22 protein-coding genes and 1 riboswitch are annotated in these 25,560 nt (G+C 51.8%); of the genes, 9 read left to right on the top strand and 13 right to left on the bottom strand.

All coding sequences use genetic code 11. From position 1 onward, the window contains the following. Positions 1-8 precede the first annotated feature (8 nt). The 4 genes from ACAF76_RS10190 to ACAF76_RS10175 all read right to left on the bottom strand — a co-directional run bounded on the left by ACAF76_RS10190 (position 9) and on the right by ACAF76_RS10175 (position 4,097). Positions 9-956 (bottom strand): metal ABC transporter solute-binding protein, Zn/Mn family, encoded by a 948-nt coding sequence (locus tag ACAF76_RS10190; RefSeq protein WP_421617823.1) that lies wholly within the window; start codon positions 954-956, stop codon positions 9-11. 242 nt (positions 957-1,198) lie between these two features. Next, entirely contained in the window at positions 1,199-1,828 is a 630-nt protein-coding gene (locus tag ACAF76_RS10185; RefSeq protein WP_421617912.1) for a YqaA family protein, read from the bottom strand. A 375-nt stretch (positions 1,829-2,203) separates the two neighbouring features. Beyond that, positions 2,204-3,487 (bottom strand): putative bifunctional diguanylate cyclase/phosphodiesterase, encoded by a 1,284-nt coding sequence (locus ACAF76_RS10180; protein WP_421617822.1) that lies wholly within the window; start codon positions 3,485-3,487, stop codon positions 2,204-2,206. After that, positions 3,474-4,097, bottom strand: coding sequence for a protoglobin domain-containing protein (locus ACAF76_RS10175; RefSeq protein ID WP_421617821.1), 624 nt, complete (start codon positions 4,095-4,097; stop codon positions 3,474-3,476). Before ACAF76_RS10175 ends, ACAF76_RS10180 begins: the two co-directional genes overlap by 14 nt. 252 nt (positions 4,098-4,349) lie before the next feature. Between ACAF76_RS10175 and vanR the strand changes: the two genes are divergently transcribed. The 6 genes from vanR to vanT all read left to right on the top strand — a co-directional run bounded on the left by vanR (position 4,350) and on the right by vanT (position 11,317). Beyond that, positions 4,350-5,048, top strand: a complete 699-nt coding sequence (gene vanR, locus ACAF76_RS10170; RefSeq protein WP_421617820.1) for a VanR-ABDEGLN family response regulator transcription factor — start codon at positions 4,350-4,352, stop codon at positions 5,046-5,048. After that, on the top strand, positions 5,038-6,189 hold the full coding sequence (gene vanS / locus ACAF76_RS10165) for a vancomycin resistance histidine kinase VanS (RefSeq protein ID WP_421617818.1): 1,152 nt from the start codon (positions 5,038-5,040) through the stop codon (positions 6,187-6,189). The genes vanR and vanS overlap by 11 nt, the downstream gene beginning before the upstream one ends. 77 nt (positions 6,190-6,266) lie before the next feature. Continuing rightward, positions 6,267-7,253 carry a D-alanyl-D-alanine carboxypeptidase family protein gene (locus ACAF76_RS10160; RefSeq protein WP_421617817.1) on the top strand — a complete coding sequence of 329 codons (987 nt, stop codon included), beginning with the start codon at positions 6,267-6,269 and terminating at the stop codon, positions 7,251-7,253. Between the two features lie 112 nt (positions 7,254-7,365). After that, a complete protein-coding gene (gene vanG, locus ACAF76_RS10155) occupies positions 7,366-8,415 on the top strand; it encodes a D-alanine--D-serine ligase VanG (protein ID WP_421617815.1) in 1,050 nt (349 codons plus the stop codon). Next, positions 8,412-9,182, top strand: coding sequence for a M15 family metallopeptidase (locus ACAF76_RS10150; RefSeq protein ID WP_421617814.1), 771 nt, complete (start codon positions 8,412-8,414; stop codon positions 9,180-9,182). The genes vanG and ACAF76_RS10150 overlap by 4 nt, the downstream gene beginning before the upstream one ends. Next, positions 9,164-11,317, top strand: coding sequence for a serine racemase VanT catalytic subunit (gene vanT / locus ACAF76_RS10145; protein ID WP_421617813.1), 2,154 nt, complete (start codon positions 9,164-9,166; stop codon positions 11,315-11,317). Before ACAF76_RS10150 ends, vanT begins: the two co-directional genes overlap by 19 nt. Positions 11,318-11,395: 78 nt before the next feature. Here vanT and ACAF76_RS10140 read toward each other — a convergent pair whose 3' ends face one another. Further along, on the bottom strand, positions 11,396-12,982 hold the full coding sequence (locus ACAF76_RS10140) for a catalase (protein WP_421617812.1): 1,587 nt from the start codon (positions 12,980-12,982) through the stop codon (positions 11,396-11,398). A 286-nt stretch (positions 12,983-13,268) separates the two neighbouring features. Here ACAF76_RS10140 and ACAF76_RS10135 point away from each other — a divergent pair, with 286 nt between their 5' ends. From ACAF76_RS10135 to ACAF76_RS10125, 3 genes are all read left to right on the top strand, one after another. Continuing rightward, complete coding sequence (locus ACAF76_RS10135) at positions 13,269-13,673, top strand: hypothetical protein (protein WP_421617811.1); 405 nt, start codon at positions 13,269-13,271, stop codon at positions 13,671-13,673. Between the two features lie 147 nt (positions 13,674-13,820). Next, positions 13,821-13,976, top strand: a riboswitch (cyclic di-AMP (ydaO/yuaA leader). A 13-nt stretch (positions 13,977-13,989) separates the two neighbouring features. Beyond that, entirely contained in the window at positions 13,990-14,712 is a 723-nt protein-coding gene (locus tag ACAF76_RS10130; protein ID WP_421617911.1) for a CAP domain-containing protein, read from the top strand. Between the two features lie 260 nt (positions 14,713-14,972). Then, positions 14,973-16,274, top strand: coding sequence for an aminotransferase class I/II-fold pyridoxal phosphate-dependent enzyme (locus ACAF76_RS10125; RefSeq protein ID WP_421617810.1), 1,302 nt, complete (start codon positions 14,973-14,975; stop codon positions 16,272-16,274). 63 nt (positions 16,275-16,337) lie between these two features. Here the strand turns inward: ACAF76_RS10125 and ACAF76_RS10120 are convergent, their stop codons facing one another. The 8 genes from ACAF76_RS10120 to ACAF76_RS10085 form a co-directional block, all read right to left on the bottom strand. Beyond that, positions 16,338-17,513 (bottom strand): acyltransferase, encoded by a 1,176-nt coding sequence (locus ACAF76_RS10120; protein WP_421617809.1) that lies wholly within the window; start codon positions 17,511-17,513, stop codon positions 16,338-16,340. Between the two features lie 126 nt (positions 17,514-17,639). Continuing rightward, positions 17,640-18,824 carry a Ger(x)C family spore germination protein gene (locus ACAF76_RS10115; RefSeq protein ID WP_421617808.1) on the bottom strand — a complete coding sequence of 395 codons (1,185 nt, stop codon included), beginning with the start codon at positions 18,822-18,824 and terminating at the stop codon, positions 17,640-17,642. Continuing rightward, positions 18,821-20,005 carry a Ger(x)C family spore germination protein gene (locus tag ACAF76_RS10110; RefSeq protein ID WP_421617807.1) on the bottom strand — a complete coding sequence of 395 codons (1,185 nt, stop codon included), beginning with the start codon at positions 20,003-20,005 and terminating at the stop codon, positions 18,821-18,823. The genes ACAF76_RS10115 and ACAF76_RS10110 overlap by 4 nt, the downstream gene beginning before the upstream one ends. Next, positions 20,002-21,099 carry a GerAB/ArcD/ProY family transporter gene (locus tag ACAF76_RS10105; RefSeq protein ID WP_421617806.1) on the bottom strand — a complete coding sequence of 366 codons (1,098 nt, stop codon included), beginning with the start codon at positions 21,097-21,099 and terminating at the stop codon, positions 20,002-20,004. Before ACAF76_RS10105 ends, ACAF76_RS10110 begins: the two co-directional genes overlap by 4 nt. Positions 21,100-21,103: 4 nt before the next feature. Beyond that, entirely contained in the window at positions 21,104-22,240 is a 1,137-nt protein-coding gene (locus ACAF76_RS10100) for a GerAB/ArcD/ProY family transporter (protein WP_421617805.1), read from the bottom strand. 21 nt (positions 22,241-22,261) lie between these two features. Then, positions 22,262-22,480, bottom strand: a complete 219-nt coding sequence (locus tag ACAF76_RS10095) for a hypothetical protein (protein WP_421617804.1) — start codon at positions 22,478-22,480, stop codon at positions 22,262-22,264. Then, a complete protein-coding gene (locus ACAF76_RS10090) occupies positions 22,477-24,066 on the bottom strand; it encodes a spore germination protein (RefSeq protein WP_421617803.1) in 1,590 nt (529 codons plus the stop codon). Before ACAF76_RS10090 ends, ACAF76_RS10095 begins: the two co-directional genes overlap by 4 nt. 280 nt (positions 24,067-24,346) lie before the next feature. Further along, positions 24,347-25,528, bottom strand: coding sequence for a DUF418 domain-containing protein (locus ACAF76_RS10085; protein WP_421617802.1), 1,182 nt, complete (start codon positions 25,526-25,528; stop codon positions 24,347-24,349). Positions 25,529-25,560: the final 32 nt, after the last annotated feature.

Below are 25,560 nucleotides of genomic sequence, written 5' to 3'. Positions count from 1 at the left end.
CTTATGCCTCAATTCTTCAGCGCCTGGAAGATCGTCTCTACATTGTGGCGATACATGCCCAGGTATGTGCCCTCTTCTGTTCCTGCGTCTCCCATCGCGTCGGAGAACAGCTCTCCGCCCAGCTTCACATCGAGGCCAGCGCTCGCTGCGCCTTCCAGTACAGCCTGAATGGAGTTTTGATTGACACTGCTTTCGACAAAGATCGCAGGGATGTCATGCGCGAGCAACAGATCGACCGTGGACTGGATGTCAGAGATCCCGACCTCGTCTTCCGTGCTCAGACCCTGGAGCCCGACTACTTCGATGTCGAACATGCGGCCAAAGTAGCCAAAGGCATCATGCGCGGTGATCAGCACCCGCTGTTCGGCGGGAATTTGCGCGAGCTTTTCGGTAGCTTCTGCTTTCAGCGCTTGCAGCTCGGCAAAATAAGCTGTCTTGTTGGATTCGAAATAGTCTGCATCCGCAGGGGAAACTTTCTTCAGCTCTTCGGTTGCCGCGTTCAGTGCTTCCATCCACAAGTCGATGTCAAACCAGACGTGCGGATCGTATTGCCCGGTCTCATCGGTCAACAGTTTTTCGCTCGCAATCGTCTCTGCGATAGCCGCCACCGGTCTGTCCTTGCCGATTTGCTCGAAAATTTCGGTCATGTTGCCTTCGAGATGCAGGCCGTTATAGAAGACGATGTTTCCATTCATCAGCTTTTGAATGTCTCCCTGGGTCGCTTTGTACAGATGCGGGTCTACCCCAGGTCCCATCAGACTCTCCACTTCCACCCTGTCGCCACCGATTACGCTGATCGGCTCGGCAATTTGGGCAATCGTCGTCACGACGCGAATTTTTTCCGCGTTTTCTGAATCGTTTGGCTGCTCGCTCGCAGATGGACCTGAACTGCAAGCTGCCAACAGCAACGACAGTGCGATTACGCCCGTCCACCATTTCTTCCAGACTTGACTCATAAACATACTCTCCACTCGTTTCTCCTCCTTAACATGCATGCACGCATCATTCATGCGGATGGCAAAGACTTATGCTTATTCACAAAAGTTTTGCCCTAACGCAAAACTTATTGCTATATACAAAAATAAAGGTGGACCTGTTTCTTTGTCAAGTCTTTTCTCTCCACGACAAAAAAAGAGCGTCATCTCCAGTCTGGTCAAACTGGAAATAACGCTCTTCTTTTCACAGGAACGGTTTCACATCAACTGTTGCCTTGTTCTTTTTCATTCTTGCTTTCCGCATCCACCTGTTCGTTTTCTTCCGAAGCCTCCGCCTTCTTTGCCTTTCTTTTCTTGTAGTACAGATAGATGGCCAACAGCGGAATCGCGCCGAGGAACACGTACAGGGAGACGTCTTTTGCCATGCCAGCGGCTGCTCTTCCATACATGTAGAACAAGATCCCAACTACATAAAACTTGACCGCTCTGCCAAACGCAGCGTACGCAATCAGCTTCCAGAGGGGAAAGCGCAGCGCACCTGACAAGATCGTGAATACTTTAAAAGGGATAGGTGTAAACGAGCCAATCAAAATCGCAGTTTCACCATTTTTTTGAAACAGCTTTGTCGCCGCATCAATCCACTCTTTTTTCAAAATCTTGTTCAACACTGCTTTACCCGCAAATTGGCCGATCATATAACCGAATGGCGTGCCGAGCATACAGGCAATATACCCGATCGTCGCCAGCCAGAGCGCGGCTTCCGGGTCCAGAATACTAAGGGACACCTGTAGCACAAACGCAGGTATGGGAAAGATTACTGCATCCATAAATGAGTGGATGAACAATCCCCACGGGCCAAGATTCTTCATTAGCTCTACTGTGTAGTGAAGCATATCCACTATATTATCTAGCATTACACAACTCCTATCCACAGCAAACCCTGGGGGTCCACAACATTTTTCAAGGGTCTATCTGTATTCACGTTCCCCGCTCTACTTTACTGCTGACAGTTATAAGATCGTTGTGGTAATCAAAGCAAGGGGGAGTTGAAAGCGGTTTACTCATTTGCCCAATCAAAGGTGTGCCAGTGTCGGATAGATTGCAGGAAAAAAGTCGATTATCTAACACAACAACCCTTTATAACTTATTATAAAAAAGAAGATCCGATAAATCCATCCCGCAAAAACATTATTCGTTTGTTTTCAACATAATTAGCCATATAATTTTTAAAAAATCTACAAAAATGTCGAAACCCCATGCATCCTTGCTTATTTACCCATAATAAAGGCTTGGGCAACCTCTTCAGCAGGCAATGGCCGACTAAAGTAAAAGCCCTGTATTTCCTTGCATCTGTTTTTGACCAGGAAGTCGAGTTGACCTTTTGTCTCGATCCCTTCGGCAATCACTTCCAGCTTCAGTTGGCGAGCCATCGCAATGATCGTCGAGACAATCGCCTGGTCGCATTCGTTTTCGGTGATGTCCGAGATAAAGGAACGGTCGATCTTGAGTTTGTGAATCGGGAACTGCCGCAGGTAGGACAGCGAGCTGTACCCTGTGCCGAAATCGTCCAGGCTGATCTTGATTCCCAACCTCTCCAGCTGCCGCAAAATATCCGTCGATTCCTTGGCATCTGCCATGATGCTCTCCGTAATTTCCAACTGCAAGTACGCTGGGTCCAGGCCAGTTTCGTTGAGGATTTGGCGAATGTAGGCAACGAGATTGGCCTGATGAAACTGGTCGGAGGACAGGTTCACTGCCACGGGAATGAGCGGCCCGCCGGACATGTGCCATTCTTTCATTTGGCGGCATGCCTCGCGCAGCGTCCACGTCCCGATCTCATCGATCAACCCGGTCTCCTCCGCGATCGGGATAAACACCCCGGGCGGTATCTGCCCACGAGTCGGATGATTCCAACGGACGAGCGCCTCCACACCGATTAATGTATTCGTTTCCGTATCGAACTGGGGCTGGTAATGCAGTACCAGTTCGTTGCGTTTGACAGCCTTGCGCAGATCGCTTTCCAGCTCGATTCGCAAAAGAAGCTGTTCATCCTGGTCGAAGGCAAAGAAGCGATAGCCGTTTTTTCCGTTCTTTTTTACCGCGTACATCGCTTTGTCCGCATTTTTCAGCAACTGCTCCGCCTCCTCCCCGTGCTGAGGGTAGATGGCGATGCCGATGCTGGCCGTGACGTAAAAATCGGTACCAAGCGCATGGTAGGGCTTTTCGAATACGTTGAGCATGCGCTCCGCCAGCTGGATTGTGTCCGTCCATTCTCCGTCATGTTCATAAATGACCGCAAACTCGTCTCCACCCATGCGCGCGAGAGTGATCTGCAAGCCGTCTTTGCACTGCTTCAGCCGCCTGGCCATTTCTTGCAAGAACAAATCTCCGTATGTATGTCCCACTGCATCGTTGATAATTATAAAGCGATCAATATCTAGCATCAGCACGGCAATGTGCTTGTCCCCAGCAGCATTACGCGCAATCGCCCGCTGGAGCTCCTGGGAAAACATTCTGCGGTTGGGCAAGCCTGTCAACTCATCGTGCAGCACCTATGACCGCTTTTGCCTTTCTCTCTTCGTTTTGACTTCTCTGCTCATACGCTTCCAGTCCAAGCTGCTGCTCAAAACTGATCAGCTTCGTGATTGCCTGCCTCATTCGTTCCACATCGGACAAGCGATCACTGATCTCATGGACAAAGGACAGGAGGATCGTGAGCAAATTTTGGTACAATGTTATGTACCATTTCGGCGGTACGCCGACTTTTTGGTGAAACACGGCAATTCTGAATCGTCTTTCAATATAGCTTTCGTCAATTCGTCCTGCGAACATGGCGACGATATGATCGCACAACGCTGCACGCAGATGCCCCATATCTACGTGTTTGCTGAAAATCTCGCGCAAGTTGTCTGTTTGCAGGATACATTCGTAGAAAGAATCCGCCAGTTGATCCTGATTGTCAGCAATGAACGGCTGCATCAAGGAGATGAGACGCAAATCCTCCTCTGTCAAACGAATCATTTGCAAATGCAGTCGAATCTCCGGGTAACCTTCCAGCGCAATACGTCGATCGTCCCCATCCGGAGCAATCGCCGTCCCCTCATTGCGCGGTTTGTCTGTTGGGTCATACCGGTTATACCCACGATCTGGATTGGTATCCATTCACGCCATCCCCTTCTCTAGTTCCGCCTATAATCGGAGAGTACAACCGACTTCTATTATTTTAGATATTGGTAATATTCTACATTATTCGACATACTCCTGCTTTGAGTGTAATTCCCTTGATACTGGTTTGATGTGAACGAAAAATTAATATTCTGTTAAGAATTTTCCTGATGAAAAACCAAGACCTTCTTTCCCGGCATCCTGTACAATGATGGTGACGTTTTTGCATAGGAAGGAAGGTACAGCCATATGCAGGCAACCATTCTGGTAGTGGACGACGAAAAAGAGATTGCGGACCTGGTGCAGCTTTATTTGAAAAATGAGGGCTTTACGGTATATACGTGCTACAGCGGCGAAGACGCTTTGCACTGCATCGACAGCGTAAAACTCGACCTCGCTCTTCTGGATGTCATGCTTCCCGACATGGACGGATTTTCCATTTGTCAACGAATTCGTGAACACCACCATTTTCCCGTCATCATGCTGACTGCCAAGGACGAAGAGATCGACAAAATCACCGGCCTGACACTCGGGGCTGACGACTATATCACCAAGCCATTCCGGCCGCTCGAACTGGTCGCCCGGGTAAAAGCACAGCTTCGGCGCTTTACGCGATACAACCTGTACGGCGCAGACAAGGAAGAGAATGTGATTTCCTTTTCCGGCCTGCTGTTGAATCAGGACACACGGGAATGCCTCCTCAATGAAAAACCCATTTCCCTCACCCCTACCCAGTTTGCGATCCTCTGGTACTTGTGTGCGAACCGCGGACGGGTCGTTACCCAGGAAGAATTGTTCCAGGCGGTCTGGGGCGAGAAATACTACACCAGCAGCAACAATACGGTGATGGTCCATATTCGGCACCTGCGGGAAAAAATGAACGACTCTGCGGAAAAGCCAAAGTACATTAAAACGGTATGGGGAGTGGGGTACAAAATTGAAGCATGATTTCCGAGCATGGAAAAGAAAACTCGTCGTAACCGTAATTGTGACTGCTGTACTCGCGCTGCTGATTGGCTGGCTGATGGTGCGGTTTTTGATAGACGGCGTCCTGCAATCGACCTTTGCCGACAGCTTTATCACCTTTTGCCTGCGCGTTTTGCGAATGGATTGGGACACCGCCTATAATTTGTACAACGCCTTTTTCCGCCAGAACAAACAACTGTATTTGGCGATCGGCTACTTTGCCGTCCTGTTGCTGCTGATCTATCTGGCGCTGTCCCGTATGACCCGTTATTTTGCGGAAATCAGCCGCGGCCTTGACCGTCTCGTCGAAGAATCACCGGAAGAGATCGTACTCTCCCCTGAGATGGAATCGATGGAGAAGAAGCTCAATGCCGTGAAACAGACGCTGCAAAAGCGGGCCAGGGATGCTCTGGAGGCAGAGAAGCGCAAAAATGATCTGGTCGTCTACCTCGCCCACGACATCAAAACCCCGCTCACCTCTGTGATCGGCTACCTCAGCCTGCTGGACGAGGCGCCGGACATGCCACCAGAGCAAAAAGCAAAATACGTAGCCATCACTCTGGACAAAGCATACCGACTGGAGCAGCTGATCGACGAATTTTTTGAAATCACCCGGTTTAACCTGCAAGCGATTGTGTTGGAAAAAGAGATGATCAATCTGCCGCTCATGCTGATGCAGCTCGCCGATGAGTTTTACCCGCAGCTCGCTCCCCAGAACAAGCAGGCGGTGGTGCATACGGAAGAAGAGTTGACGGTCTACGCCGACGCAGGCAAGCTAGCCAGAGTATTCAACAACATCCTGAAAAACGCGATCGCCTACAGCTACGAAAACAGCACCATTGAAATCGCGGCCAAACGGCAGGACGATTCGATCGTCACGACTTTTGCCAACCGGGGAAAAGCGATTCCTGCCGAAAAGCTCGACAGCATCTTTGAAAAGTTTTACCGCCTCGATACGGCCCGCTCTACCAATACAGGCGGCGCCGGGTTGGGGTTGGCGATCGCCAAAGAGATTGTGCATGCGCACGGCGGCAGCATCAGTGCCGACAGCAATGACGAACGTACTGTTTTCACTGTCGTCCTTCCTGCACACGCTCGATCCGAGAATGAAAGAAAATCTTAAGATTTTGCTAAGAGAAAATCAAAACACAGCTCTCTCTCCTGTATTTCAATAGAAGGGAAAGGAGTTGTGTTTTTTATATGAAAAGAAGACGACGAACAAACAGGTACGGAAGAATCGCGCTTGTCTGCTGGCTGCTGCTTGTCCTGCTCGCCGGATGCTTTGTTGCGGGCCATCATATTCGGCTATGGGTAGAGGAGCAGGTCCACGAGCATCTCTCCCCCATCCCTGGACCCTCCCGGCATGCCGCCAGCCCGTCGGTCATCCCTGTCGGCAGCTTGTACAGCCACAGCGCGATTTTGGTCAGCCTGGACGATCAGGAGGTGCTGCTGGACGTAAACAGCAAAGACAAGGTATACCCCGCTTCCTTGACGAAAATCATGGCGGCGATCATCGCCATTGAACATATTCCGGACGTTAGCCGATCCGTATTGCTTCCCGCAGACATATTCGCAGACTTGTCCCGAGAGAATGCCTCGATGGCCGGATTTTTGCCGGGCGACGAAGTGGCTGCCATCGATTTGCTCTACGGCGCCCTGCTTCCTTCCGGCGCGGAGTGCAGTGTCGCTTTGGCGATCGCCGCTGCCGGTTCGGAAGCGGATTTTGTCCAGTTGATGAATCGCAAGGCAGAACAGCTCGGCATGCAGGGAACGCATTTTGCCAACACGACCGGGTTGCATGACCCGGACCATTACTCCACGCCCGAAGACCTCGCTATTATGCTGCAGTACGCCTTGCAAAACGATCTGTTCCGCGAGGTGTTCACCACTGTCCGGCATTCGACTGCGCCGAGCAAGCGGCAGCCGGAGGGAATTACCTTTTTCAGTTCGATGTTTGCCAAAATGAGCTCTGCGGAAGTACCGGACGGGGTCATTCTCGGAGGAAAAACCGGCTATACGGATCAAGCTGGACTATGTCTGGCGAGCCTGGCGAGCATCGCGGGCAAGGAGTACATTCTCGTGACGACCGGTGCCCCCGGCACTCCCCAATCCGAGCCTTTGCATATCGCAGACGCCTTGCAGATCTACGGGAAAATCGGGCAAAGCAATGCCTTAAGAAATTTGTAAGAGTTTCGCAAGACTTTACTAAGAGCAAATTAAAAAACAGTTTGGCCGAAACCGGTACACTGAAAATGGCCGTGACAGACAGGCCAGATTGCTCTTGAAAGGAAGCGAAAAAATGACGAAGAAAAAAATCGCCCTGTTGTTCGGGGGATGTTCCAGCGAATACGAGGTTTCCCTGCAATCCGCCGCTGCCGTGATGCAGCATATCGATATGGAGCGCTACGAGCTTTTCCCGCTCGGCATCACCCGGAGCGGCGAATGGTTTTTGTATGACGGAAGCCCGGCAAATATTGCAGACGATTCCTGGAGCGCCGACCCAGGTCTCATCCGTGCGGTCATATCCCCGGACAGGCAGACACGGGGAATCGTTGCGTTTTCACAAAAAAGCACAATGACGATCCGCCTTGACGCTGCCTTCCCCCTCTTGCACGGCAAAAACGGCGAGGATGGAACCGTTCAGGGATTGCTCGAACTGGCCGGCATCCCGATCATTGGCTGCACCACGCTTGCTTCTGCTTTGTGCATGGACAAGGATATGGCGCACAAGCTGGTCGAAGCAGCGGGAATCCAGATTCCAGCCTCTTTTGTCATCCGCAACGATTCCCGTTTTGAAGAGAACATGCAGCAAGCGGCATCTCTCTCCTACCCGCTGTTTGTCAAACCTGCGCGTGCCGGGTCCTCGTTTGGCATCACCAAGGTCATGCAGGAAGATGCTTTGCGCGAGGCAGTCCTGAACGCTTTTGAGTACGACCAGAAAGTGATCGTCGAGCAAGCGGTGGACGGTTTTGAGGTGGGATGCGCGATCATGGGAACGGAGTCGCTCGTCGTCGGAGAAGTGGATGAAGTCGAGTTGTCCCGAGGCTTTTTTGACTACACTGAAAAGTACACGCTGCAAAGTTCGAAGATTCATATGCCCGCCAGACTCGGCAAAGCCGATGCGCAACGCGTCAAAGACGCTGCCGTTACCGTCTATCGCGCTTTGGAATGTAGCGGCTTGGCACGGGTTGACTTCTTTTTTACACCTGCTGGCGACATCGTGTTCAACGAAGTCAACACGATACCGGGCTTTACTGCGCACAGCCGCTTCCCGACGATGATGAAAGGGATCGGTCTTTCGTTTGGGGAAATTCTCGATCACCTGATCGGAACGGCGGTGACACCGTGAAGACGATCATCTGTGAGCGAGATGCCATCTACCGCGGAGATTTGATTTTGGTCAACAAGCAGCATCCGATACACCCGCACGTCTCCTTTGAACAGGAGCTGGTTGCAGTGGACGAGCGCCAGCAGCCAGCCGTCTTGCTAAATATTCGGGCCAGGACCGCGCTCTGTCGTCTGTTTGCACACCTGCAATCCGAGCAGCAGATCGTCGCCGTCAGCGGATACCGCAGTCTGCAAGAGCAGCAGCAGATTTACGCGGACTCGATCCGCGACAACGGTCTCGCTTTTACGCAAACTTATGTGGCATTGCCCAATTGCAGCGAACACCAGACCGGGCTAGCGATCGATCTGGGGGAAAACAGGCCTCAGATCGATTTTATCCGTCCCGACTTTCCGTATACGGGAATTTGTCAGGCGTTTCGGGAGCAGGCAGCCGCATACGGATTTATCGAGCGCTATCCCGAAGGCAAGGAAGCAATTACCGGCATCGGCTGGGAACCGTGGCATTTTCGCTATGTCGGAGTCCCCCATGCGCAGATCATCCAGGAGCGCGGGCTCACCCTGGAGGAGTATACGGATTATGTGAAAGCGTACACCCGGTACGGCGAGCACCTCTTCGTCGAGACGAATAACGGATTGGCGTGTATCTACTACGTTCCTCTAGCAGATGGCAACACGGCGACGATTGATCTGCCCGACGACAGCACGTGGCAGATTTCCGGCAACAATCGGGACGGACTGGTGGTAACGGTATGGACAGCTACTCCCTAAAGCAACGAGGACAGTACGGGGGGATCGATTGGTTTCGTTTGCTCGCTGCTGTGTTGATCGTAGCCAATCACACCTCTCCACTGCTCTCCTATGATCCGACTGCCGATTTTATTTTGACGCGGATCATCGCCCGTGTCGGAGTCCCGTTTTTCTTCATGGCGACCGGCTTTTTCCTCGTCACGAGCATGCTGGCAGGCGGAGACTCGTTGCGCAAGTTTCTCCTCAAGACGACCAAGCTGTATCTCGTCGCCATGCTGTTGTATCTCCCGGTCCTCGTGTACAAAGGGTATTTTGCCGAACCGGACATGCCGCTTGCCTTGCTCAAAGATATTGTGTTCGACGGTACTCTCTACCATCTCTGGTACCTGCCGGCGGTCATGCTCGGCGCATGGATCGTCTACATCCTGCTCCGAGCGTTTACGATGCAGACAGCATTGGCCATCACTGCACTTCTTTACGTCATCGGGCTGTTAGGCGACAGTTATTACGGGCTTGTCGAGCAACTCCCGGTCTTGCAAGGGTTGTACGCTGTATTGTTCCAGTTTTTTGACTATACGCGAAACGGCTTGTTCTTTGCCCCGCTCTACCTGCTGCTCGGCGGAATGATCGCGGGAAAAAAGAAGCAGATGCAACGAAAAACGGCGCTCACCGGGCTCGCGCTGTCTTCGGTCTTGTTGCTCGCGGAAGGTCTGACCTTGCATCATCTCGATCTTCAGCGGCATGACAGCATGTACCTGATGCTAGTGCCTGTCATGGTTTTTCTGTTTCACGCGCTGCTCACCTGCAAAGGCGCAAGCAACCGGCAATGGCGCACAATCGCGATGGCGGTTTACATCCTTCATCCGCTCTGCATCATCCTGGTCAGGGGCTTCGCCAAAGTCGCAGGTCTTGAATGGCTGCTGATCGAAAACAGCCTCGCTCACTATTTGGCAGTCGTCGCACTCTCTGTCTTTTGCTCCGTTCTGCTTGTGCGGCTCTTCGTGCGAAAGAAAAAACCGGAACGAACTGCTACCGGACGCGCCTGGATTGAGCTCAACCTCGATCATCTGGGTCACAATCTGCACGCGATCAGACAGCTTCTGCCGAGTACATGCGAGGTCATGGCAGTCGTCAAAGCAAACGCATACGGCCATGGAGACGCCATTATCGCAAACGAGTTGAACCGATTGGGGGTTCGCGCGTTTGCCGTGGCAAGCCTGTCGGAAGGAATTCGATTGCGTCGCCAGGGGATAAAAGGAGACATCCTCGTCCTCGGCTATACGCATCCCGACGAGATTTTTCGCCTGATCCGGCATCGGCTGATCCAGACCGTACTCGATGCCGACTACGCCCATGCGATCAGCGGTTTGGGCAAAACGATTCGCGTGCATGTGAAAATCGACACGGGAATGCGGCGACTCGGGGAACCGTACGACAACCTTTCCGCCATCCGCGCCATCTACTCCTCCCCGAACCTGTCGGTAGAGGGCATCTACACCCATCTGGCGGTGTCGGACAGCCTTCAGGCTGACGATCGCGCATATACAGACGAACAAATCAGGCGTTTTCAGTGGAGCGTGGAGCAAATCAAGCGCATGGGCTTCGAGCCGGGGAAGGTTCATGTTCACAGCAGCTACGGCGTGCTGAACGATTCAGAAGGCAGTTTTGATTTCGCGCGCATGGGCATCGCCTTGTACGGCTTGCTCAGCAGACCGGATGAGCAGACAAGGCGCTCCGTCGACCTTCGCCCCGTCCTCTCGTTGAAAGCCAGAGTCGCCGCCGTAAAAGAGCTTGCCCCAGGTGATTCGCTTGGATATGGACGGGCGTTTACGGCGACGCGTCCGACACGCATTGCAGTGCTGGCAATCGGCTATGCAGACGGAATTCCCCGCAGCTTGTCAGGCTCGCAGGCAGCCGTGCTGATCCACGGCAAGCGCGCCCCGGTCATCGGTATGATCTGCATGGATCAGATGATGGTCGATGTGACGGAGATTCCGGAGACGCGGGCTGGAGATGTCAGCACGATCATCGGGCAGGACGGCACGGAAGTCATTTCCGCGGAACAAATGGCTGCAGCCGCCGGGACGATCGCCAATGAATGGCTCAGCCGTCTGGGAACACGCCTGGAACGAGTGGCAGTCCGATCGAAGCAATAGGCTGGAAACTTTCTTCGTTAATATAGAAAGGAGCGGCTCCTTTTGTGCAGCCGCTCCTTTTACCTATTTCCCAACCGATCAATACGGGTCTGCCTTGTGTCCTTGTTGCTCCGCCTGCTTCACGGCTTTGCCTGCGTCGGGCTCGCCCATCGGTCCGCTCAATCGGCTGGTGCCGCCTCTCGTTCCTGCCTTCTCGACCCCTTCTCTCACACGACGCCCGTAATCCTCATCTGCCTTGGTGAAGTATTCAACCATTTTGTCTACGATCCGCTTGTCGCACTGGCTGAGAGCCGCTACCAGGTTGCTGATCAGATCTTCTCTCTCCCAGTCCTCCATCATCCGATAGCGCTCGCCAGGCTGTTTGAAATCGTTGGTGCGATCGATTTTTTGCCGCACGACTTTGCCCTCGACGTACGGTTCGTAATCCTTCGCCTGCTGGTTCGCTTCATCCAGGCCGCCCAATGTCGACGGCTCGTAGTTGATATGCCGTTGCTTGCGGTCTACCTTGTAGAGCATTTGTCCGCCTTCCAGATTGGTTGCCACATGTTTTTTCGGCGCATTGACGGGAAGCTGTAGGTAGTTGGCGCCTACGCGGTAACGCTGTGTGTCGGAGTAGGAAAACGTCCTGCCCTGCAAGAGCTTGTCGTCGGAGAAATCGAGTCCGTCGACGAGTACCCCTGTACCGAATGCAGCCTGTTCGACTTCTGCGAAATAGTTTTCCGGGTTTTTGTTCAGGACCATTTTCCCGATCGGCAAAAACGGGAACTGATCCACTGGCCAGATCTTCGTCGGGTCGAGCGGATCAAAATCAAGCTCGGGATGATCGTCGTCACTCATAATCTGGACGCACATCTCCCACTCCGGATACTCGCCCCGTTCAATCGCTTCGTACAAATCTTGCGTGGCATGATTGAAGTTTTTCGCCTGAATTTCATCCGCTTCTGCTTGCGTCAAGTTTTTGATTCCTTGCAAGGGCTCGAAGTGGTATTTGACCAGGACCGCCTCTCCCTTGTCGTTGACCCATTTGTACGTATTTACGCCCGATCCTTGCATCTGCCGGTAGTTGGCAGGGATGCCCCACGGAGAGAAGAGATACGTAATCATATTGGTCGCTTCCGGCGTGTTGCTGATAAAGTCAAAAATTCGCTCCACGCTTTGGATGTTGGTGACCGGGTCCGGTTTGAAGGCGTGCACCAGATCGGGAAATTTCATTGCATCGCGGATAAAAAAGACTTTCAGATTGTTTCCGACGAGGTCCCAGTTTCCATCTTCCGTATAAAACTTGACAGCAAAGCCGCGTGGGTCGCGCAGTGTTTCCGGGGAGTGGATCCCGTGAATAACCGTTGAAAAACGTACGAATACAGGGGTTCTTTTGCCTGCTTCCTGGAACAGCTTGGCCCGCGTATATTTGGAGATCGGCTCATCCCCTGCTTTTCCGTACGCTTCGAAATAGCCGTGGGCTCCCGCGCCTCTGGCATGTACGACGCGTTCTGGAATTCTTTCACGGTCAAAGTGTGTGATTTTTTCGAGAAAATCGTAGTTTTCCAATACCGTCGGACCACGATTGCCCACCGTTCGCAAATTCTGGTTATCGGTAATCGGGTGCCCCTGTCGGTTGGTCAGGGTGTTTTTGTCTTCCACAGTGCCGTTCTTGTTGTCGTCCATTTCTCTTCCCTTCCCTTTCGTAGTAAAAAATGCTGTCGTGTGAATGTTTTCCATAAGAGGGGGGCTTTATGCAAGTCTAGCAGGAATTGCGTCTAAGCCTTGTCCAACAAGAAAAAACGTACAAATGAGGGGTTTGTTCAAGAAATGGTTGCTCGTCCTCCACCGTTAGCCGTTACAAAAAAATGGAAATATCAATAAAGTAGTATTGTCCCGCCAGATAGAAAAGAAAGGAGTGAAGCATATGACAGACCGCGAAAATAATAGTCTTGAAAGAGGGACACGACGCGTGCGTTCTCGCCGTGAAGAAAATGCTACTGTGCGAAGCAGTGGTCTCTTGCAAAACAACCAGGCTGTGACGATCGATGCCCACATCGACGTCGTCAACCAAAACCTCGAGGAAGTAGTCATCCGCATGCAGGTTCTGGACTGGGGCAACACGGTTACGCAGACCAATCCGGTATCTACTCTCGTCGATGTCACTCAAGTCGTCCCTGGCAATACGCGCGTCACGTTCAACGCAGCAGTCCCCTCTGCAAACCACTATGAAATCCGACTCACTGTAGAAGATCCCGGCAGCGAAAACGTACAAATTACGACCTACGGACGTACCGCCCTCGGCGGTGGCGTTCTGAATGGCTACACTGTCTTGAACAGCCAATTCTCGCCTCTGGATATCGACATCTGCTTGTAACCGGTGCGGACATGTAATTGATAAAGAGAGAGTATGCTCACCCCCCATACTCTCTCTTTTCTTTGCCTTCTTCCTGATAGTTTTACATAGGCTGCCAATAATTACAGGTAGTTTTCCCATGCGATCGTCTGTTATTCTTGTACATGCCAAACAAACCAGCCGAAACTTTCCGGGAACGGAGAGTGCGGGGGATTTTTTTTTTGCGAAGGACTTGCTTCGCATGGGGTGAATCGCCATTGGCGTAGGGGTGTTTCCTCAACCCGAATCCGACAACTAACCTCGTAGGCAAAAAAAAGGAGACGATAACAGTATGAACATGAAACGCATTCGCAATATAAGCATCGCGATGGTCATGGGCTTGGGATTGGGATTGACCAGCTTGACTGGCACTGCATCGGCAGCATCCTGGTGCCCGCCACAGGCAAAGAACATGACAGCAGGAGCTCCATTTGCTTCCCTGAAACAATATAGCAATTTCAAACAGTGGATTCCGTACACGATGAACGGAAACTACTTCCCTCAATATGGCGGGCAAATGAACCAGTACGTTCCGGTTCAGCCAAAACCGGCAGCACCGCCGCAGCAACAACAAGTTGTTCCAGCTCCGGCACCAGCTCAAACCCAGCCGGCACCAGCACAGACACAACCGGCTACTGGACAACAAGGGGATGCAGCCTCCTTCACCAAGCAAGTCGCTGACCTGGTAAACCAGGAACGTGCAAAAGCAGGTCTGGCTCCGCTGCAAATGGATGAAGCGCTGAATAAAGTGGCGACTGCCAAGGCAAATGACATGGCGCAAAACAACTACTTCAGCCACACCAGCCCGACGTACGGCTCTCCATTTGACATGATGAAACAATTTGGCATCTCCTACCAAACAGCAGGAGAAAACATTGCCATGGGGCAACGCAGCCCGGAAGAAGTTATGACACAATGGATGAATAGCCCGGGTCACCGCCAGAACATTTTGAATGGTTCCTTCACCAAAATCGGCGTTGGCTATGTAAATGGCTACTGGGTCCAAACATTTGCTGGATAAGAACGGGACAAAAACCATGCTTCCATCAGGAGCATGGTTTTTTTACATACCGCACCGAGGAACGAATACTACCTGTGCCCGATTCGAGAAAAATCCTTCGCCGCCGGATGACAAATGCGTATAGATACGCTATCTTTAACGTGTAAGAATGATTGTGTACAGGATTACGCGACTGTAAACATTTGATTTCTGATAATGAAGTCGCTCATTCACTTTCACAAACCCATTTGTCTGATGGAAAACAAAAGAGGGAGGCTATCATGCATTCACTGGCTTCACAACTGAACCAAACAATTCAGCGGGAAAATCCGCACGTGTTCCACATGCTGTCGCATATCGGCAGACTTATCTACTTCCCCAAAGAAGGCATTCTCAGCCAATCCGCTGAAGCAAAGGCAAAAGCCAAAAAATACAACGCAACGATCGGCATCGCGTTGGAAGACGGACAGCCGATGCACCTGAAGGTCATCCAGGATACGCTTTCTGCCTATAATCCGAAAGATTTGTACGAGTACGCGCCGCCAGCCGGAAAACCTGAGCTGCGAAGCGCATGGCGCAAAAAAATGATCGAGGAACAGCCAGGTCTCGCTTCCAAATCCTTCGGCAACCCGATTGTCACCAATGCTTTGACCCACGGGTTGAGCGTAGTTGCTGATCTGTTCGCCGATCAAGGGGACAGTGTTATCGTCCCCGACAAAAACTGGGAAAACTACGAGCTGACCTTCTCGGTTCGCCGTGGTGCAGAAATGGTCTACTATCCGCTTTACAACGAAAAAATGACGTTCAACGCAGCCGGGCTGAAAGAGGCCATTTTGGCGCAACAGGGCAAAGGAAAAGCGATCGTCGTGCTCAACTTCCCCAACAACCCGACCGGCTACACGCCTGGAGCAGAGGAAGGAAAAGAGATCGTAGAAGCTCTCCTCGCAGGTGCGGAAGCTGGCATCAATATTGTCGTAGTGACGGATGACGCCTATTTTGGTCTGTTCTTTGAAGATTCACTGAAAGAATCCCTGTTCGCCAACTTGAGCGAGCTGCACCCCCGTATTCTGCCGATCAAGGTCGACGGCGCTACCAAGGAAGAGTACGTCTGGGGCTTCCGTGTCGGCTTCATCACGTACGGCGGCGGCTCTGCCGATTTGCTTGGCGCACTGGAACAAAAAACACTGGGGATCATCCGCTCGACAATTTCCAGCGGACCGCATCCATCGCAAACCTTCGTCCTGCATGCTCTTACTTCTGACGAGTTTGCCCAGCAAAAAGCAGAAAAGTTCGAGATTATGAAACGACGCGCCAACCGCGTGAAGGCGATTCTGGACAGCGGAAAGTACGATGACGCCTGGAGCTACTATCCGTTCAACTCCGGTTACTTTATGTGCCTGAAGCTGAAAACCGTCGATGCCGACACCTTGCGCTCACATCTTTTGGAAAAGTATGGCGTCGGTACAATCGCACTGGGCGACACCGATCTGCGCATCGCTTTCTCCTGCATCGAGGAATCCGATATTGATGAGCTGTTCTCCTTGATCTACAGCGGCGTAAAGGATCTGGAACAGGCGAAATAAACGACAGCAAAACAATCCGGGGCTATCCAAACGTCTTCTGACGCAGGATAGCCCCGGTTTCATTTACATCGCTTCTTTTCGTACATTGTCGGCAACAGGAATCGCTCTCTTCTGCTTCTTCGGCGCCGACCCCACCAGCAGATAGCCAAACGGTATTTTGCTAATGCCATACGAGACGCCAAAGGAAATGAGAGAACACAGTACAAAGGCAACAAAGCTGCCCATGATTCCCGTGTGGAACAGCTCCACGGAACGCAAGCCCTTCATCACGTACGTCAGCACCAGCGCATGGACGAGATACGCCCCGAACGAATGTTTGCCGAATTCCGTCAGCCATGCTGTCAAGCGGTTCGGTCTTGCGGAAAGCAATAGAGCCACGAGATAGACGAGCAAAAGCTGAAAAACCGTATACACAAACATCGAAGGCTTGAGAGACGTAGCGACATTGAGATTGATCAGCCCATCGCCCGAATCCCGGAACAGCTCGTACCCGATGTAGGCGTACAGCAACAGAAACAAGCCTGTGATCGATAGCCAGTGCTGCTTCACCTTCGCGCGAAACAGCGGCAAGCTGATCGCGCCGACCCCTCCCATCAGGAAGTAGAAAAAGTAGTAGAGCGCGTTGCGATCCCGGTATTTGATCAGATAGGCATCCAGCCAGGCCTGGTCAAAGCGGAAGCCTTGAGCGGGGATATAGCGCGCCGAAAACCACATCAACAGCGCGTACCCGCCTGCTGTAAGCCCTGCCACGATGACAAATTTGCCAACTGTGCCGGAGTGCCTGCGCAAAAAGCGAAACAGCCGCTGCCAGAGCGGATAGAACAAGTAAAACTGGAAGATCATCACGACAAACCACAGATGATACGATGCACTTCCCGTGCCCACAATTTTTGCTACATTCCAGATCAGGCTATTTTCGCCATCCAAACGGGGAGCCAGTAAAAAGTAGATCGCCGACCATAGCAAATAAGGCAAAAGAATTTCCTTCCCTCTTTTTTGCATAAAAGAAAGATAGGGAATCTTCTCGTAGTAGTTGTAAAACAAGACAAAACCCGTAATGAAAATAAAGGCAGGGACGGCAAATTTCAACAAATGGAACAACATTCCATAAGCAACCGCAGTCTGCTCGTCGATGTTTGGCGCCTGCATGTACACACCGAGCACATGCTGGTAGACGACCGCCAGAAACCCGAAGGCTCGTACCAGCTCCAGCTCGGCGATACGCTCTTTTCTGCTCATTTTTCACCATCCGTATTTTCCCATTTTTCGGACATTGCATGAATTAAAAACATCCTTCTCATACTACCGCTTCCCACAGTGATGGTCAACCAGGCCGCACATGGGAAAATACGGCCTGGCCACCCGTTATTCATCTACTTCCGTTTCCGGCAAGCCCGAAGGCTCACCCGTCATGCCTGCCCGGCGGATAAACGATTTTACCTCCAGATCGAGTTCGATCTCCGGGAACATTTCTTTCCAATTGTCCTTGACTTTGGCGAATTCATCCGGATACTTCTGATTGAACCTCCTGGCAAAACCGACGACATCCACATTCATTTTTTTTTGCAGCACTTCCAGTGACATCTTGATTCTGTTTTCAACCTCCTCCCGCATAGCACGCTGGACCGCAGCGATCCATTTGCGACTGCTCAAATCGAGATTGGTCCCGTTCTCCAGCACGTTCCCTACCGCTTCAATTTTAATTTTCATAGTCCATTTGCCGTTTTCAATCCGCGGCTCCAATTCGGCTTTTTCCCGAATCGGCGCTACCGAGATATACCCCTTTACGCCTTGTACTTTTACCGTCACAGTAGATCGCGATATCTCGTTTCGCAGCCACATTACCCCGCGCGTAATCTTGCTGGACAGTTGCCCTACCATTTTTCCGTGGTCAAAGATAGCCGAGCCCACAAAGTAGGGAACCGTCTCGTTTTTTTTCGTATCCCCCTGTAGCGGCAATATCGCCATCATAGGCATGATAACGGTTTTTGCTTCCCCCCGCATCATTTGCGTCACGTCTACCAGCGTAACGGATGGTCCGACATTTTGCTTGGCCAAATCCCGCAGAACATCCGGCGCGTGTCTCTCCAGGGGGGGAACCAACTGCAGCAGGCGAAACGCTTCTCCCTTGCTTACAAACAACTGGGCGCGGTTGCGCGTCTCCGGGTGCCGGGAAAAGAAATCGATCATGTCGGTTATGCCGGCCTCCGCCATTTTTTCACCAAAGATGAAAACCCAACAATGACCCAAAAAAATTTGACGTGACAACTTTTTTTGAATTTGCGACAAAGCGTCAGAAATCGTGATCCCTTTTGCGGAACGCACAAAGGCCACTTTCGTACTGCCTCCTCCGCTTCCTCCTCTCGCGCCCATGGAACGGGGCGACAATACCTGAACTGACACGGTGATTTGCTGATTTTTATCCAGATCGATAGCCATACCTGATACGATCGCCAAATCATTGACCTCCACCCGATCCCAGCATCCTGTGAGGAGCAGGCAGCAGCATACAAGCAAAGTCAAAGGTCGATAGACTGCCCAGCTTTTCACGGCTTGTTCACATCCTCCGGCTTTCCCGTAGCAGCTCGCTTGATTAAACCAGGATGATCAAGCGTCACCTTTATCCGATACCGAACCTGCATCTGGGAAAAGATTTGGCTCCATTGCGCTTTCTGCTGTTTCCACGTATCCGGCGCCTTTTCATAGTAACTTTCATCAAATCCGACCACGTCCAGCTTCCATTGTTTTTGCAGCTTGTTCATGGTTCGGTGCAGATCCTTTTCGATTGCTTGCTTGATTTTTCTCTCCATGACCGCGACATCATCTCGCTTGGAAGGGTCCAGGGACGTCGTGTTTTCTTTCAATTGTCCGTTCATTTCGATGTGGACGATCATCTCTGTCTTGCCCTTTCGGATATCCGGCTGGAAACGTATAGTATGCCGGATCGGCATGTACGAGATGTATCCGGAACCATCTTCAGGCTGGACTGTAATCGTTGCAATCGCGATCTTGTTCAATAACCAAATGATCCCCCGGGATTCCTCTGCACTCAAGCTGCCGATCATCTTGTCCTTCTTCATAATCGCCAAACCACGCGTAAAAGGCTTTTCTTTACGGGGATCTTCCCGCCGCCATGACTCGCCGGGCTCCAGATACGGAATGACCATCCCTGTCCGTTCGGAGCGCAGCATGTTGCGCACATCAACAAGGGTCGTATCCAGTTCAAAGTTCCTGCTCATCAACTCCCGCAACGTCTCGCCTGTCGATCGTTCGATGAGCTCATGCGGCATGGCAAGAGCGGCTGCGGCCTCCCCCCTGGAGATGTACACAACCCCTTGCAACCTCGGTTTTGGATGGCGAATCAAATATTCGATGTGGCCAGAAATTCCTTTTTTTGCCACCTCTTCCCCGATTACGTACACCCTCGTATGTCCCCAAAATATCTCGCGGGGTACTCTTGTCTGCAGCCTGGACAACGCGTCAGAGAGATTGAGCCCTTCGCTCGAGCGCATGATGGTAGATGTTTTGATCTCTCCCGTACCTTCCCCTTGCCCGCCACTGAATCCTTTGGTCACCAGCAATTGTGCCGTTAGTTTGATCCGGTCCCCACCTGCCTGATCGATGGCAATCGCCGTCGCGATTGCCAAGTCGTTCAATTCGGTGCGATCCCAGCAACCGTTCAATAAAAATGCAGCGCAAAGCAAAAACGTGCAGACTGCCCTGCCCTTCATGGCGCACTAACCCCGTTTCTGCGATTTTGTCTGAGAAAACGGGCAATCATCAACAGGCAGAACGGGATGAAGAGCGTAAATACGAGCAGAGTAAAGCAAATCGCTACCCTCATCTCGGAAATGGCTGCGAAATTGGGAAATCCCCACTGACTGAACACGAGGATCAGCAACCCCAACGGTGCGACGACCGTGCGCAGGCTATGCAGTCCGAACACGGATGCTGTAGAAAGAGCCAACACATAGTAGAGGGCGGACAATTTTACAAACACCCCCATGACCCAGACCGCCATAATGCCAGACTCCAGATTTTCAAGAAAATCTGCGATGCTGATGTACTTCGCCGTGTCAATCATCGGGTACAGCAAGTTAGCGATGTTGTTGCCCACAATCATCAAAGTGACGACATTTACGACAATCATCGTCACGATGCCCGCGACAAGAGTTTTTCGCACGACGCTTCCTGTACTTTTTTTGTTTTTGAGGAAAGGGAAAAAGGTGAACAGAAAAAAAATCTCGCTAAACCAGGCTGCGGGATAAACTGCCCCCTGGATCGAAGGTAAAACCCCTTTGGCCAAAACCGGCATGAGATTGCCAGGCTGCAAATCTTTAATTACGAGAATAATCGTGATGACGAGGGGAATGACACAAAGCAAAAAGAAAAACTGGGCGGATCGGGCAAGCGCTTCCAACCCTGCGTAGACTGCCATCGCACAAACAAAGATCAGCGTAGAGCTGATCACGACTGACGGCGTTTGAACGAGAAACATCGAAATAAAATCGGTGTAATCCCGCACAATCCAGCCATTGAGTTGAACCTGCAGGAGCAAGTATACAAGGCCCAGTATTTTCCCCGGAATCCTGCCAATAATCTGCTGGATGTACTGGGCAAACGTCTGCCGGGGGTAATACCGGCTTAGCGATAACATCACAGACAAGGTGAGTAAGCCGACGATCCCTCCCCAAATCGGCGAAAGCCACAAATCATTTCCTGCATAGCTGGCCATGACTGGCGGACCAAACAGAATCGCAGTTGTAACCATAGTTGGATAGACCATTTGTGCGAACTGTTGTTGAGAGATCCTTTCGTTTCTCATGTTCTCACCCCTCTCTCCCGAACCGTCTGTTCTGATGGCCAGCGGCAGCAGGCGTTCCCTTCCTGCTCCTGAACCGCAACCAGGCAAGGCCGAACAACAGCGACGGGAGCAACACATGGACAATCAGACTAAGGATCGGGAAAGTAGTGCCGGTATAGTACAGCAGCTCCTGCTGGTTAGGTATCGCCCACATGCTGCACAGCCCGATAAACAATGTGATCGGCCAAACGACAGAGCGATACGAAGACAGGCGCAGCCACTGGCTAATAGACAGGATGCTGACATAATGAAAGACGGCAATCTTTACAAATGCGCCTACGACCCAGAGCATCATCGCCAGCGATTCCAGGTTCTCCAAAAAGTCCGCGATGCGAATATAGCCAAACGCATACATGACGGGATAGATCAGATCGGTTACCTGGCGACCAAAAATAAACAGAACCACCAAGCAGCAAAGGATCAGATCGAGGATCATCCCGATGATTGAAAAAACACAGGCGCGCAAAGCCTTGTCCGGGTCTGCGAGAAAAGGCAGCAGAAAATTGACCAAAAAAATCTCACTGTACCATGCCTGGGGCACGATAGCTCCTTTGATCGACGGAATCAGCCCATCATTTAAGATCGGGAAGATATTGCCAAATTCCATATCCTTGCCCAGCAAAGGAAAAAACAAGAGGGGAAACAAAAACAAGGGCAGGAAAAATTGAGCCAACCTCGAGATCGTCTCCAGCCCACAAATAACCGCATACCCTGTCAACAACAGCATGCTGCCGGTTACGACTACAATCGGCGTCCGATCCAAAAAAGCGTTCACGATAAATTCCGAATAGGTCCTGACGACGATCCCTGTCGTATGGATCAGGAAACAGACATAGAGGATTCCGATCCCTTTCCCTATAAGTACACCTGTAATCTGCTCCACATATTGAATGATGCTCATTCCGGGGAAGATGCGATGCAAGCCAACCATGATGAACAAGGTGAGAAACCCTGTTCCCGATGCCCAGATCGGGGAGAGCCACATGTCATTGCCAGCGTATTTCCCCGTCAAACTCGGAACGGTCAGTACAACCGTCGCGATCATGGTCAGAAACATCATCACCCCCAACTGCGAGGAAGAAATCCTTCCCTTTTCCAGCATCTCACACCTCCCCTTCCCCGGTTATCTCATCATGCTGGTAATTGGCTTGAAAATGGTGTCGAGCAAGGTTGTCGGTCCTGGAATATTCGGCAGGTCGAATAAAAAGAGCACCCATCCGATACCTAGCAGGGTGAGAAATGCACGCTTGTCCTTTTTAGACTGTGACTTGATTTTTGGCCATTCGAACAAAAAGATCAGTACGACAACCACCGTCTTTCCCAGCATGATCCCCCATCTCATGGAGACTCCCCACCTTTGTCCGGGCTCGGTTTTAGGTCAGGGGCTTCCCGGAACAGGTTCGGTTTGCCAGTCAGGTACGGGCGAGTGCGCATATTCCACCAATGGCTGCGGATCAGCACATCTTTTAGTTCCGATGAGCCCAGCGGAGCTAGCGGAGACAAGTAAGGTACCCCGAAAGAACGCAGGCTGCAGAGATGAACAACCGTCGCGATGATTCCCAGCACGATGCCGAGCAGCCCGAGCGTACCCGCCAACAGCATCATCGGAAAGCGCAGCAATCGCGTCCCCAGGCCAAATACATAGCGGGGAATCATAAACGAGGCGATCCCGGTAATCGATACGACAATAATCATTGGCGCCGAGACGATGCCAGCCTGGACAGCGGATTGTCCAATGACCAAACCGCCGACGATGCTCACCGCCGGACCGATCTGCTTGGGCAAGCGCAGCCCGGCTTCCCGCAATGCTTCGAATGTAATTTCCATCAAGAGCGCCTCGACCAGCGCCGGAAACGGAACCGATTCACGCGAGGTAGCCATGCTGACCAAAAGCGAAGTCGGCACCATTTCCTGGTGATACGTAATCAAAGCGATGTACAACGAAGGCAGCACGACAGACGAAGCGGCAAACAGATAGCGCAACCAGCGGAGCAACGTCATTACGGCCGATCGCTGGTAGTAATCTTCGCTCGCTTGCAAAAATGAGACGAGCGTCACCGGAGCGATCAGCACAAAAGGCGTTCCCTCCGTCATAATCGCGATCCGTCCCTCCAGCAAACTGCTGCACACGACGTCCGGCCGCTCTGTACTCAAAATTTGTGGAAACGGCGAGGACGGGTTATCCTCGATAAACGATTCCAGATAGCCGCTCTCCAGTACGCCGTCAATCTCGATTCGCGAGAGCCGCGCTTTCGCCTCTGTGACCAAATCCTGATGGGCAAGGCCCTCGATATAGACGACCAGCACGGATGTCTTCGTGTATGTGCCGATCGTAAGCTGCTCCATTTTCAGCTTCGGAGTCTTGATAATGCGCCGAATCAGGGAAGTATTTACGTTGAGAACCTCGATGAACCCTTCACGCGGGCCACGGACGGCTCCCTCGGCCATCGGATCTTCAATGGAGCGTTTATCGAACTTGTACAGGCCAAAAGACATTGCCCTGGACTCGTGTGCCCGCAATAAAATCTGGTTCCCCTGCATCACGGAATGGACGCACTCTTCGATAGTAGAGAGTTCTTCGCGTTTGGAAACTGTCACCCGCTTGTCGAACATCTCGTTGATCGAAGAGGAAGGTTCCGAGGCGGGCCGGTCAATACTCATTAACGGGTGCAGCACGTTGCGATCGAGCTCCGCTTCATCTGTCAACCCATCTATATAAATAAGCAGGGCGTTCACTGTTCCGTTAATCAAAAAAGCGCGGAAGACAACATCGGCACAGTTGCGAAAAATAGTGCGCAGCTTCTCTTCATTTACCGCTAAATCGGGGGATAAAGGTGTAACAGGACCTGATGCAGGCTGTTGGTGCTGAATTTCCTTACCGATGTTATGCGTCGTTCTTCTCCACCACAGACGAGGATTGGGGCTCACAGGCTCTTTCCTCACTTTCCCTTCAGGATTTCAGAATAAGGAAATTTTGCCCTGTATCGGTAATTTTTATCCTGCATGCCGCTGACTCGTCCGATCCAGTCTGGTCAATCCCTCGATTGTTTTTGGCGGTACACCTGCCTGTCGTACTCATTGTCTGCCCACAGACGAGCTGTGACGCATCTCATAAAACCTCCTTTTCGGTTTGCCACCCAAGGAGGGAAATAAAAAAGACGTCCGAAACACATCGGACGTCTTCGCTGCCCTTTCCACAAGGCGGCTCCTATTCTCTTTTTAACGGCACGATTGCTGCGTATGTGCAGCAGCGCCACACCCATTCCAGCGGACCGTATGAGTAGCGCTCCAGCCACCAGCGACTGAATGCGACCTGACAGCCAAACAAGACAATGCAGCTCAGCACACCCCAGACCAGACTGACGCTGCCGTAGAGCGAAAAGAGTCTGGTGATGCTGACAAAGAGAACCGTTTGCAGCAGGTACTGGGTGAGACTCATCCTCCCGACGAGGGCCAAGCCTGCCAAGCGGTTGAGCCAGCTTTCCTTTGCCAACAGCAGCAACAGGGATGTTATGTAAAACGCACACAGCGCAAGCCCGCTCCAGTTGACAAACACCTGGATCGCCAGTTCCGGCGCTGCCGGAAACCGGACGACTTCGTATTTCACCAGGGGGATCATCGCGACGAGCGGAATGCTGGCAATCAGCGAAATGCGCCAGACGCGCCAAATCGCTGCCCTGTGCTCGGCCGTCCGCGAAAACACCCCTTCTCGCGCAGCAGAGAAACCAAACAACAACAGCGGCATGACAGAGAGCAAAGCGAACAGTTCATTTCCCATCACAAACGGAATCTCGTGCAGCCAACGGAATTGCATCCACTCTCCCCAACTCCCGTTGTTGTACACCTCAATCGCCTGTTGCGCGAGAGCCGAGCGGGTACCCGCCAGACTTCCCGGGATCAAGAGGGTAAGTCCAAGCAACGTCTGCATGATGATCAAGAGCGTCCACGCCCAGCGATGCACCGTCGCTTTTTTCTTTTTGTAAAACAGCATCAGGAAAAAACCGGCAATCGCGTATGTATGCAAAATGTCTCCGTACCAGAGCAGGAACATGTGCAACATTCCGATCAGCAGCAGCACCATAAGCCGCCGCAAGAACAACTGGTTCATCGGCAAGCCTTTTTGCTCCGCCCTGCTCATAAACACATAAAAGCCGACTCCAAACAGGAATGAAAAGATCGTGTAAAACTTGGTCTGGACAAACATGTCAAACAACAAGCGAATCCATTCATCAAGCGGCGTATGGTCCACGGGCAAGCCAGCCACGGTCGTAAACAATGCCGGATGCAAGTAAGACGGCATGTTCACCAGCAAAATGCCAAACAAGGCGAACCCGCGGATGATGTCCAACTGACGAATGCGGTCCGCTTCGGAAACTGGGGCAATTTTCACAGATTTCATCCTCTCGTATAACAGTTCGTGTG

It is taken from the genome of Brevibacillus sp. TJ4 (assembly GCF_044627595.2).
In the GTDB taxonomy this organism is placed as follows: Bacteria; Bacillota; Bacilli; order Brevibacillales; family Brevibacillaceae; genus Brevibacillus.
The sequence above is the reverse complement of the archived record's forward strand: the minus strand, read 5'-3'. Positions and strand labels throughout refer to the sequence as shown.